The following is a 12,194-nucleotide window of genomic DNA, read 5'->3' on the forward strand; positions in this document are numbered from 1 at the left end:
GTTCTTGCTAAAAGGGCTATCTTTTTGGTAGATAGGGAAAACCATTAAGACGTTAAAAGTTTAATAAATCGAGCAATTCTCTTTTGTTAGAAAATAAGATAGCATCATTAATTAAAATACTTGGAACACTGGTTTCAATAATTGGTTGATTGGTAATAATCAAGTCAAATTCTTCGAGTCGATGGTCACCTAATTGTTCTTCCGTAATTGCTAACGTATTTGAACGAATCCGATGCAAAGCTAAAATATCGTGGACATAGTTTCCAATATATTGACTATGATTCAGGCCCATGTCGCTAATAATCAAAATCTTTTTTGAGTCGAAACTCTGGTTAATTTCTGGAAAAGTATTAAGCAACCAAAAAATATAAGAAGATGAATAGTTTAATAGATTTGTTTCTAAAAGAGCGGAAAAGAAATGCAATTCTGCTTTTAATCGTGCATATAAGTGAAGCTGAGTAAAATGAATTTGTCGAGTGAAAAAGGTGGCCCTTTGTGTCAATTCGGAGGTGTCAAAAGGCACTAATTGAGAAAACAAATAAAGACAGGTTAACAAGTGAACAGCGAAGTCGACGACTTCTTCTGTTAATTGTTCAATCTGTGAAAAAGCATTAAATTTTAAATTTTCACGTATTCTTTGACTGATGACTTCTTGGTCTTCGGAGTAGTATTGCTGAAAAGCGCCTCTTTGAAAATACCGGAGAACTTCCCGATAGGTTTCACGGCTGAGCCCAGTAAAATGACGACTGAGTAAAAGATAATCTTCCATTTTGATTGGACTCTTTTTATCTGTTTTTTTCTGGAAACGTTGCTGAAAGCCTTGATGCTCTCTTAATAAATCAACAATAAAATACATAATAAAGAAATCGTGTTCATAACTGTTATCCATACTAATAATATTTAATTGGCATTGATTACGGCGCATTAATTGTTTGATTTCCTGCTTATCTAATTGATAAGGCAATTCATAATGACCATAATACATTAAAAAGAAAAAGGTTGTAAAAATACGTAAAGGCAATTCTTCTGTTTGGCTAGTTAATTGATAGCCTTGATCAACGATAACGCGAAGAGAGTAAGTTTCCAAGACCTGATTACACTGCTTCAATTTTCGAGCAAAAGAAGAGCGACTAATATTGATGGTATCGCAATAATATTCGATGGTTTTGCCAGGATTTTGGATAAACTCATGGAGCAATTGGGTGGTCGTTGACGTTTTTGCCATATCCGTCAGCACGTTTAAATATAAGGACACATTAAAGTTTTCTAAACGATAGCCTAATTTATGCGATGTTTTAATGGTTAAACTTTCGCCCCAACGCTGTTTAATCTCCTCAATATAACGAATAAAAGTAGACTCAGAACTACCAATATATTTTGCAAGTTCTTTTTTAGTCATCCATTTATCAGAAATGGATAAGACACGAATGATTTCTTCCATTTTCCGATAATTTTTTTCTAAAAACCTAATCATATTGTTTCCTCCCAAGTCCTTTACTTTAATGAAACAATCATCGAAACAATAACGCAATTTCAGAAATGAAACCGCTTGGTATGAAAGCTGGTGTGATTTAATGAGCTCCTTCTCTGTATAATAATTATCAGATTAGAATAATGAAATTTTACGTGCTAGGCAATTCTAATTTAACTGTTAATTCATAAAAGAAAGGAGAGAACAGACATTAAATTACTAAAGAAATTTGGGGTTTTCGGCGTAGTCTTTTTACTTGTCTCATCCTATTTCATACCGCTCATTGGCTATGCAGAAACAGCCAAAGAAGTTGAAATTACATCCGCTCAAATGATAACAGATGAGAATGATAAAACGAATATTAATATCGAGTTAAATCTTCTCAACCAAACAGAGCAGCCATTACAACGAGAAATTCAATTGAAAAATGCACAGTTCATGGATACTGCTGTAATTGAAAAAGACGGATATTCTTACCAAGTGACTAATGGTACGCTTTATCTGACTTTGGACGCACAAGTAAAAAAGCCGGTACAGCTTTCGTTAGCTGTTGAGCAAAGTTCGCTTCAAACAGCTCAGCCACCTAAGTTATTGTATGAAAACAACGAATATGATGTTTCAGTTACTTCTGAAAAAATAACAGTAGAGGATTCTGCTAAAGAATCAACTGAACCAGAAAAAATAACTGTACCAGAAAATACGAAAGAAACTAACAAAAATGATTCGGCTCCAGAAAAAACAGAACAGCCGACCGCAACAGAAGAGGTAACCAATCCATTTGCAGAAGCAAGAATGGCGCCAGCTACTTTGAGAGCGAATCTGGCACTGCCTTTAATTGCACCACAATACACGACGGATAATTCTGGGACTTATCCGACAGCTAATTGGCAGCCCACAGGCAATCAAAATGTGTTAAACCATCAAGGGAATAAAGACGGTAGTGCACAATGGGACGGCCAAACGAGTTGGAATGGGGACCCTACTAATCGCACAAATTCTTATATTGAGTATGGCGGTACAGGAGACCAAGCCGATTATGCCATCCGAAAATATGCTAGAGAAACAACAACACCAGGGCTTTTTGATGTATATCTTAATGTGCGTGGGAATGTTCAGAAAGAAATCACGCCATTGGATTTGGTCTTAGTCGTTGACTGGTCCGGTAGTATGAATGAAAACAATCGGATTGGTGAAGTTCAAAAAGGAGTGAACCGTTTTGTTGATACATTGGCAGATAGCGGTATTACCAATAACATCAACATGGGCTATGTTGGCTACTCAAGTGACGGTTATAATAACAACGCCATTCAAATGGGGCCGTTTGATACAGTCAAAAATCCAATTAAAAATATTACGCCAAGTAGCACTAGAGGAGGAACTTTCACTCAAAAAGCATTAAGAGATGCTGGTGATATGTTAGCAACGCCAAATGGACATAAGAAAGTCATTGTACTTTTAACGGATGGCGTCCCAACCTTCTCTTATAAAGTGAGTCGAGTTCAAACAGAGGCGGATGGTCGCTTTTACGGGACACAATTTACGAATCGACAAGATCAACCAGGTAGCACTTCTTATATCTCTGGTAGCTATAATGCGCCAGATCAAAACAATATCAATAAACGGATTAACAGTACGTTTATCGCCACGATAGGTGAGGCAATGGCCTTAAAACAACGTGGGATTGAAATACATGGATTGGGCATTCAATTGCAAAGCGATTCACGAGCTAATTTATCTAAACAACAAGTTGAAGATAAAATGCGTGAGATGGTGTCAGCCGATGAAAATGGAGACCTTTATTATGAATCCGCGGATTATGCACCAGACATTTCTGATTATTTAGCGAAAAAAGCCGTTCAGATTTCAGGAACGGTTGTAAACGGAAAAGTAGTTGATCCAATTGCTGAACCTTTTAAATACGAGCCAAATACATTATCAATGAAAAGTGTGGGTACTGTTCAGGTTCAAACATTACCAGAAGTGTCGCTAACAGGCGCTACAATTAATAGTAATGAGATTTATTTGGGTAAAGGGCAAGAAATTCAAATTCATTATCAAGTACGTATTCAAACAGAGTCAGAAAACTTCAAACCTGATTTTTGGTATCAAATGAATGGTCGGACAACGTTTCAGCCATTAGCCACGGCCCCTGAAAAAGTTGATTTTGGGGTTCCTTCGGGAAAAGCACCTGGCGTGAAGTTAAACGTGAAAAAAATCTGGGAAGAGTATGATCAAGACCCAATAAGTCGGCCAGATAACGTGATTTATGAAATTAGTAGAAAGCAAGTAACTGACACAGCCAACTGGCAAACTGGGTATATTAAATTATCAAAATCAGAAAATGATACCAGCAATAGTTGGGAGCGCAAAAATGTAACCCAACTTTCCAAAACCGCGGATGAAAGCTATCAAGAAGTTCTTGGACTTCCCCAATACAACAATCAAGGACAAGCTTTCAATTACCAAACAACCCGTGAATTAGCAGTTCCTGGTTACAGTCAAGAAAAAATCGACGATACTACTTGGAAAAACACGAAGCAGTTCAAGCCATTAGATTTAAAAGTAATCAAAAATTCTTCCTCAGGTGAGAAAAACTTAGTGGGAGCCGTCTTTGAATTGAGTGGTAAAAATGTTCAAACAACATTAGTGGACAATAAAGATGGGAGCTATTCCTTGCCAAAAGATGTGCGCCTACAAAAAGGGGAACGCTATACATTAACTGAAGTAAAAGCACCTGCAGGACATGAGTTAGGTAAGAAAACGACTTGGCAAATTGAGGTGAATGAGCAAGGCAAAGTAAGCATCGATGGACAAGAAGTGACCACCACAAATCAAGTTATTCCATTGGAAATTGAAAATAAATTTTCTTCTTTGCCAATCAGAATTAGAAAATACACCATGCAAAATGGCAAACAAGTGAACTTAGCAGAGGCGACTTTTGCGTTGCAAAGAAAAAATGCTCAAGGAAGTTACCAAACTGTGGCAACTCAAAAAACAGATACTGCAGGATTGAGCTATTTTAAAATTAGTGAACCTGGTGAGTATCGAATGGTGGAACAATCAGGACCATTAGGCTACGACACTCTTGCTGGAAATTATGAATTTACTGTTGATAAATATGGGGAAATTCACTATGCAGGCAAAAATATTGAAGAAAATGCGCCAGAATGGACACTGACACATCAAAATCATTTGAAACCTTTTGACTTAACGGTTCATAAAAAAGCCGATAATCAGACGCCACTTAAAGGAGCGAAATTCCGTTTAACAGGACCAGATACGGATATTGAATTACCAAAAGATGGCAAAGAAACGGATACTTTTGTTTTTGAAAACTTAAAACCAGGGAAATATGTCCTAACAGAAACTTTTACGCCAGAAGGATATCAGGGGTTAAAAGAACCAATCGAATTAATAATTCGCGAAGATGGTTCAGTCACGATAGATGGGGAAAAAGTAGCAGATGTTTTAATTTCTGGAGAGAAGAATAATCAAATTACTTTAGATGTTACTAACCAAGCAAAGGTTCCTTTACCTGAAACTGGTGGCATAGGACGCTTGTGGTTTTACTTGATAGCGATTAGTACATTCGTGATAGCGGGTGTTTATCTCTTTATTAGACGACCAGAAGGGAGTGTGTAATCAATGAAAAACGCACGTTGGTTAAGTATTTGCGTCATGCTACTCGCTCTTTTCGGGTTTTCACAGCAAGCATTAGCAGAAGCATCGCAAGCAAGCGTTCAAGTTACGTTGCACAAATTATTGTTCCCTGATGGTAAATTACCAGAACAGCAGCAAAACACAGGGGAAGAGGGAACGCTGCTTCAAAATTATCGGGGCTTAAATGACGTCACTTATCAAGTCTATGATGTGACGGATCCGTTTTATCAGCTTCGTTCTGAAGGAAAAACGGTCCAAGAAGCACAGCGTCAATTAGCAGAAACCGGTGCAACAAATAGAAAACCGATCGCAGAAGATAAAACACAGACAATAAATGGAGAAGATGGAGTGGTTTCTTTTTCATTAGCTAGCAAAGATTCGCAGCAACGAGATAAAGCCTATTTATTTGTTGAAGCGGAAGCACCAGAAGTGGTAAAGGAAAAAGCTAGTAACCTAGTAGTGATTTTGCCTGTTCAAGATCCACAAGGGCAATCGTTAACGCATATTCATTTATATCCAAAAAATGAAGAAAATGCCTATGACTTACCACCACTTGAAAAAACGGTACTCGATAAGCAACAAGGCTTTAATCAAGGAGAGCACATTAACTATCAGTTAACGACTCAGATTCCAGCGAATATTTTAGGATATCAGGAATTCCGTTTGTCAGATAAGGCGGATACAACGTTGACACTTTTACCAGAATCAATTGAGGTAAAAGTGGCTGGAAAAACAGTTACTACAGGTTACACATTGACGACGCAAAAGCATGGATTTACGCTTGATTTTTCAATTAAAGACTTACAAAACTTTGCAAATCAAACAATGACTGTGTCGTATCAAATGCGTTTAGAAAAGACCGCTGAACCAGACACTGCGATTAACAACGAAGGACAATTAGTCACGGACAAGCATACCTTGACTAAAAGAGCCGCAGTTCGTACAGGCGGCAAGTCTTTTGTCAAAGTTGATAGTGAAAATGCGAAAATCACCTTGCCAGAGGCTGTTTTTATCGTCAAAAATCAAGCGGGGGAATACCTCAATGAAACAGCAAACGGGTATCGTTGGCAAAAAGAAAAAGCATTAGCTAAAAAATTCACGTCTAATCAAGCCGGTGAATTTTCAGTTAAAGGTTTAAAAGATGGCCAGTACTTCTTGGAAGAAATCTCTGCACCAAAAGGTTATCTTCTGAATCAAACAGAAATTCCTTTTACGGTGGAAAAAAATTCTTACGCAACGAACGGACAACGAACAGCACCGTTACATGTAATCAATAAAAAAGTAAAAGAGTCAGGCTTCTTACCAAAAACAAATGAAGAACGTTCTATTTGGTTGACGATTGCAGGCCTGCTAATCATTGGGATGGTAGTCATTTGGCTATTTTATCAAAAACAAAAAAGAGGAGAGAGAAAATGAAGCAATTAAAAAAAGTTTGGTACACCGTTAGTACCTTGTTACTAATTTTGCCACTTTTCACAAGTGTATTAGGGACAACAACTGCATTTGCAGAAGAAAATGGGGAGAGCGCACAGCTCGTGATTCACAAAAAGAAAATGACGGATTTACCAGATCCGCTTATTCAAAATAGCGGGAAAGAAATGAGCGAGTTTGATAAATATCAAGGACTGGCAGATGTGACGTTTAGTATTTATAACGTGACGAGCGAATTTTACGAGCAACGAGCGGCAGGCGCAAGCGTTGATGCAGCTAAACAAGCTGTCCAAAGTTTAACTCCTGGGAAACCTGTTGCTCAAGGAACCACCGATGCAAATGGGAATGTCACTGTTCAGTTACCTAAAAAACAAAATGGTAAAGATGCAGTGTATACCATTAAAGAAGAACCAAAAGAGGGTGTAGTTGCTGCTACGAATATGGTGGTGGCGTTCCCAGTTTACGAAATGATCAAGCAAGCAGATGGTTCCTATAAATATGGAACAGAAGAATTAGCGGTTGTTCATATTTATCCTAAAAATGTGGTAGCCAATGATGGTAGTTTACATGTGAAAAAAGTAGGAACTGCTGAAAATGAAGGATTAAATGGCGCAGAATTTGTTATTTCCAAAAGCGAAGGCTCACCAGGCACAGTAAAATATATCCAAGGAGTCAAAGATGGATTATATACATGGACAACGGATAAAAAACAAGCAAAACGCTTTATTACTGGGAAAAGTTATGAAATTGGCGAAAATGATTTCACAGAAGCAGAGAATGGAACGGGAGAATTAACAGTTAAAAATCTTGAGGTTGGTTCGTATATTTTAGAAGAAGTAAAAGCTCCAAATAATGCAGAATTAATTGAAAATCAAACAAAAACACCATTTACAATTGAAGCAAACAATCAAACACCTGTTGAAAAAACAGTCAAAAATGATACCTCTAAAGTTGATAAAACAACACCAAACTTAGATGGTAAAGATGTGGCAATTGGAGAAAAAATTAAATATCAAATTTCTGTAAATATTCCATTGGGGATTGCAGACAAAGAAGGCGACGCTAATAAATACGTCAAATTCAATTTAGTTGATAAACATGATGCAGCCTTAACTTTTGATAACGTGACTTCTGGAGAGTATGCCTATGCGTTATATGATGGGGATACAATGATCGCTCCTGAAAATTACCAAGTGACTGAACAAGCAAATGGCTTCACTGTCGCCGTTAATCCAGCGTATATTCCTACGCTAACACCAGGCGGCACACTAAAATTCGTTTACTTTATGCATTTAAATGAAAAAGCAGATCCTACGAAAGGCTTTAAAAATGAGGCGAATGTTGATAACGGTCATACCGACGACCAAACACCACCAACTGTTGAAGTTGTGACAGGTGGGAAACGTTTCATTAAAGTCGATGGCGATGTGACAGCGACACAAGCCTTGGCGGGAGCTTCCTTTGTCGTCCGTGATCAAAACAGCGACACAGCAAATTATTTGAAAATCGATGAAACAACGAAAGCAGCAACTTGGGTGAAAACAAAAGCTGAAGCAACTACTTTTACAACAACGGCTGATGGATTAGTTGATATCACAGGGCTTAAATACGGTACCTATTATTTAGAAGAAACTGTAGCTCCTGATGATTATGTCTTGTTAACAAATCGGATTGAATTTGTGGTCAATGAACAATCATATGGCACAACAGAAAACCTAGTTTCACCAGAAAAAGTACCAAACAAACACAAAGGTACCTTACCTTCAACAGGTGGCAAAGGAATCTACGTTTACTTAGGAAGTGGCGCAGTCTTGCTACTGATTGCAGGAGTCTACTTTGCTAGACGTAGAAAAGAAAATGCTTAATTTCTAGCATCACCGAAGAAATTTTTAGAAAAACAAAGAGCCTGGGCCAATCACTGTCCCAGGCTTTCATGCTTTATTTTTAAGGAGGAAGCAATGAAGTCAAAAAAGAAACGTCGTATCATTGATGGTTTTATGATTCTTTTACTGATTATTGGAATAGGTGCATTTGCGTATCCTTTTGTTAGCGATGCATTAAATAACTATCTGGATCAACAAATTATCGCTCATTATCAAGCAAAAGCAAGCCAAGAAAACACCAAAGAAATGGCTGAACTTCAAGAAAAAATGGAAAAGAAAAACCAAGAATTAGCGAAAAAAGGCAGCAATCCTGGATTAGATCCTTTTTCTGAAACGCAAAAAACAACGAAAAAACCAGACAAATCCTATTTTGAAAGTCATACGATTGGTGTTTTAACCATTCCAAAAATAAATGTCCGTTTACCAATTTTTGATAAAACGAATGCATTGCTATTGGAAAAAGGAAGCTCCTTGTTAGAAGGAACCTCCTATCCTACAGGTGGTGCGAATACACATGCGGTCATTTCAGGCCATCGTGGTCTCCCTCAAGCCAAATTATTTACAGATTTGCCAGAATTAAAAAAAGGCGATGAATTTTATATCGAAGTCAATGGGAAGACGCTCGCTTATCAAGTGGATCAAATAAAAACCGTTGAACCAACTGATACAAAAGATTTACACATTGAGTCTGGCCAAGATCTCGTCACTTTATTAACTTGCACACCGTATATGATAAACAGTCATCGGTTATTAGTTCGAGGACATCGTATCCCATATCAACCAGAAAAAGCAGCAGCGGGGATGAAAAAAGTGGCACAACAACAAAATTTACTATTATGGACATTACTTTTAATTGCCTGTGCGTTAATTATTAGCGGCTTCATTATCTGGTACAAGCGGCGGAAAAAGACGACCAGAAAGCATGGAAATTAACGATTCGTATAATAAAAGTGACTATGTTTTTATTTTTTTAAACCCTTTACGTAGTAAATCAATGACCAAACCTAAGCAAAAATAAGTACAAAAATGAAGCCCAGAAGAAATCAACATTTTGGTTGTTAAAGGCTGCTGGGAATAATAAGTATCCAGCACAGGCGTTTGGTGAATAATAGAAAAACCTAGAAAATCTGTAAGGGCCAATAGAAATCCCTTACTATCATATCCAGAAAACCAAAGTAGTATGACGAAAAGGCTAAACATACTAAAAAAAAGAGTAAAAAAATAGCTTTTCAATTTTTAATCCTCCTTATCGTGCATAATTGAACCAGAGAAACAGAAGTATTAACGAAATAACTAAAAGAGCAAGCCCTGAATAAAAAGCGACAAAGGGCCAATCAATCGACTGTTTAAATTCCTGCCAAGTTTGGATTTTTCTGTTTTTTTTCGCGCTATCCTCAAGCGTGAGTAAATAATTCAATAGTAAGAGGAGCAGCAACACCGTGAAATCATTTGTGGTAAAAAGCACATGTAAAAATAGAATGACAAAGACAACACGGGATAACACTCGATTCCGCAAAATTAAAAATAACTTAGCACGCATAATAAACCACCATTTCTTATCAGAGATAATGAATCTGTTTTTGTCTACTCTTTAGTTATATCATAAAATTCTTAATAATGAAAAAATGATTCGAGAAAATAATTGAAAAAAGTTTTTTTCCTGAATCATTATTTTCGTAAATAAAGAATAAACGTGTTACTCTTGGCTTATCAAATTTGGAAGGAGTGTTAAAAATGAAATATCTGGATATTATTGCTTTAATTTTATTGATTGTCGGAGGTTTAAACTGGTTATTAGTTGGTGCATTTAATTTTGATTTAGTTGCAACAATTAGTGGCGGTGCAACCACACCATTAGCAAAAATTATCTATATTATTGTCGGAATTTGTGCGATTTATTCTATTAAGTTTTTAGCTCCTTTGTTCCGCGAACCATAGGACTGATTTAAAAGATTTAGATAACGTGAAGTTATTTTGACTTAGCAATTGAGAGTTTCCTTGAGAAAGGGGACTCTTTTTTTATTTTCTATATTCGTTTCAGAAGGTTTAGACAAGCTCGAAAAATATTTCAAGAGAGCTGCGTTGTTTTCAAAATAGAACCTAGCATTACCTCGAACGTACCTCAAATAACCTGTGTCTTTTTTTGAATCATTAGTTCAAATTGATGTGATCACTAGTGAGAAAAATCAGCTCTAGGATATATAGGAAAATATAAGCATCAAATAGGGATTTTGATGATAAATTATCTTTTTCCTTGTTATGATTATAACAAGGAAAAAGAAAGTAGGGATTTATTTATGGAATTACAGGTGACAAAAAAGGCTAAATTTTTTTGTTTGGCGATGGCATTACTAATGACATTAGGTATTTTTATCAGCGCTGGTACAAGTGTTTATGCATCTGACCAGCTAGAGGATTCAGAAGTTGAGGCTGTAGCAAAAGGACTGGAAGAAATGTATGCGAATGGAGTGACGGAAGATAACTTTAAAAACTATGTCAAAAATAATTTTTGCTCAGCAAGAGATTTCTTCAGTTGAGGAAGAATTAAATGTAAATATTTCTGATGCTTCAACAGTAGTTCAAGCACGTTTTAATTGGAATGCATTAGGAAGTTGCGTTGCTAACAAAATCAAAGATGAGTTTTTTGCAATGATTAGTATCAGCGCAATTGTAAAAGTTGCACAAAAGAAAGCCTGGAAAGAATTAGCAGTGACTGTATTACGCTTCGCTAAAGCCAATGGGTTAAAGACGAATGCTATTATTGTGGCTGGACAACTAGCTTTATGGGCAGTTCAATGTGGGCTAAGCTAATGAATTTAAAAGATCATGTTACGGAAATAGTAATTACTTTTATCATCGCTTTTGTGTATACTTGGATAGATTCAGGAGAAATTGAAATCTTAAAAACTCTTTTGATAACAATAATATTTTTAGCCATGTTCTATGCAATACCCAAAATCACCAATAGAAAAAGAAAATGAAGTGGTTTTAGAAAGATAATGTGATAGGAAGTGTAAGAGGAGGTAACGAGCCTTCTCTTTATTTTTTTATTGACTTGCTATGTAGATGGTTCAAGATAGCTAAAAAGCCTACCAAACCGTTAAAATGAAGTTTGGTTCACGACAACCACATTAACAGTTTAAGAGGTAATACTTATAAAAAAGCCATAGAAATTTCATTACACTTAAGGTAGAAATATAAGTATCCTATATAACATTCAGTTTTAAACTATTCAATGTTTCTTTGATAAGCTTAGCATAACTTGATTCCTACTTAGAATGGGTTCAGTAACTTTAATTCTACAGAATTTTTGGGGGTCTTTTTTTGTGAATCAAAAAAGATGTTGAAAAAAATATTGATATTAGAAATATAGAAGCTAAAAACTACATCATATCAAGATATGTTTTTTTCTAAATCATCAAAATACTTTACTAATATTTCCGCTTTTCCAAGTCCAATATTTTCAATAGCTGTTTTTCCACTTCTGATTTTGTCAATGTATTGCGTGCTGATTCCAGTTTCTTTTGCAATACGATAGCTCGTTAAATCTAGGTCTATTAATTTTTCGATTTTTTCAGTGTAAGTCATTTAATCAACTACTTTCTTTTGCTTAATATGCCTACAATTAACAAGATCACTGAGTAAGTAATCCAATTAATTACAGTAAAAAGTGTCAGTACTAAACCGACTAACACGATAGTTAATAATAGTAATACATAATTTTTATTATTCATGTTATTCTTGCTAGA

General features: G+C 36.1%; 10 protein-coding genes and 1 pseudogene. 7 read left to right on the forward strand and 4 right to left on the reverse strand.

Going from position 1 to position 12,194, the window contains the following annotated elements; all coding sequences use genetic code 11:
* Positions 1-52 precede the first annotated feature (52 nt).
* The gene (locus IGJ37_RS04320) at positions 53-1,474 is read right to left on the reverse strand and encodes a helix-turn-helix domain-containing protein (RefSeq protein WP_002382000.1); all 1,422 of its coding nucleotides are present in this window, start codon (positions 1,472-1,474) and stop codon (positions 53-55) included.
* A gap of 174 nt (positions 1,475-1,648) precedes the next feature.
* On the opposite strand from IGJ37_RS04320, the gene ebpA reads away from it, so the two are divergent.
* From ebpA to srtC, 4 genes are all read left to right on the forward strand, one after another.
* Positions 1,649-5,113: an endocarditis and biofilm-associated pilus tip protein EbpA gene (gene ebpA, locus IGJ37_RS04325; protein WP_430598999.1), complete on the forward strand. Its 3,465-nt coding sequence runs from the start codon at positions 1,649-1,651 to the stop codon at positions 5,111-5,113.
* 3 nt (positions 5,114-5,116) lie between these two features.
* Entirely contained in the window at positions 5,117-6,547 is a 1,431-nt protein-coding gene (gene ebpB / locus IGJ37_RS04330; RefSeq protein ID WP_325814716.1) for an endocarditis and biofilm-associated pilus minor subunit EbpB, read from the forward strand.
* Entirely contained in the window at positions 6,544-8,427 is a 1,884-nt protein-coding gene (gene ebpC / locus IGJ37_RS04335; protein ID WP_325814717.1) for an endocarditis and biofilm-associated pilus major subunit EbpC, read from the forward strand. Before ebpB ends, ebpC begins: the two co-directional genes overlap by 4 nt.
* 93 nt (positions 8,428-8,520) lie before the next feature.
* The gene (gene srtC / locus IGJ37_RS04340) at positions 8,521-9,378 is read left to right on the forward strand and encodes an Ebp pilus assembly class C sortase (RefSeq protein WP_002360607.1); all 858 of its coding nucleotides are present in this window, start codon (positions 8,521-8,523) and stop codon (positions 9,376-9,378) included.
* Positions 9,379-9,399: 21 nt separating this feature from the next.
* Here srtC and IGJ37_RS04345 read toward each other — a convergent pair whose 3' ends face one another.
* Together IGJ37_RS04345 and IGJ37_RS04350 are read right to left on the reverse strand one after the other, a co-directional pair.
* Entirely contained in the window at positions 9,400-9,678 is a 279-nt protein-coding gene (locus tag IGJ37_RS04345; protein ID WP_010710166.1) for a hypothetical protein, read from the reverse strand.
* 13 nt (positions 9,679-9,691) lie between these two features.
* Positions 9,692-9,985: a hypothetical protein gene (locus IGJ37_RS04350; protein WP_002358125.1), complete on the reverse strand. Its 294-nt coding sequence runs from the start codon at positions 9,983-9,985 to the stop codon at positions 9,692-9,694.
* Between the two features lie 194 nt (positions 9,986-10,179).
* On the opposite strand from IGJ37_RS04350, the gene IGJ37_RS04355 reads away from it, so the two are divergent.
* The 3 genes and pseudogenes from IGJ37_RS04355 to IGJ37_RS04365 all read left to right on the forward strand — a co-directional run bounded on the left by IGJ37_RS04355 (position 10,180) and on the right by IGJ37_RS04365 (position 11,426).
* Entirely contained in the window at positions 10,180-10,383 is a 204-nt protein-coding gene (locus IGJ37_RS04355) for a DUF378 domain-containing protein (RefSeq protein ID WP_002381996.1), read from the forward strand.
* Between the two features lie 359 nt (positions 10,384-10,742).
* Positions 10,743-11,256, forward strand: a pseudogene (entV, locus tag IGJ37_RS04360) (enterococcin EntV).
* Entirely contained in the window at positions 11,241-11,426 is a 186-nt protein-coding gene (locus IGJ37_RS04365; protein WP_002384733.1) for a hypothetical protein, read from the forward strand. Before entV ends, IGJ37_RS04365 begins: the two are co-directional and overlap by 16 nt.
* Positions 11,427-11,838: 412 nt before the next feature.
* Here the strand turns inward: IGJ37_RS04365 and IGJ37_RS04370 are convergent, their stop codons facing one another.
* Complete coding sequence (locus IGJ37_RS04370; protein WP_002360606.1) at positions 11,839-12,033, reverse strand: hypothetical protein; 195 nt, start codon at positions 12,031-12,033, stop codon at positions 11,839-11,841.
* Between the last annotated feature and the right edge of the window lie 161 nt (positions 12,034-12,194).

The organism is Enterococcus sp. AZ104 (assembly GCF_050546705.1).
In the GTDB taxonomy this organism is placed as follows: domain Bacteria; phylum Bacillota; class Bacilli; order Lactobacillales; family Enterococcaceae; genus Enterococcus; species Enterococcus faecalis.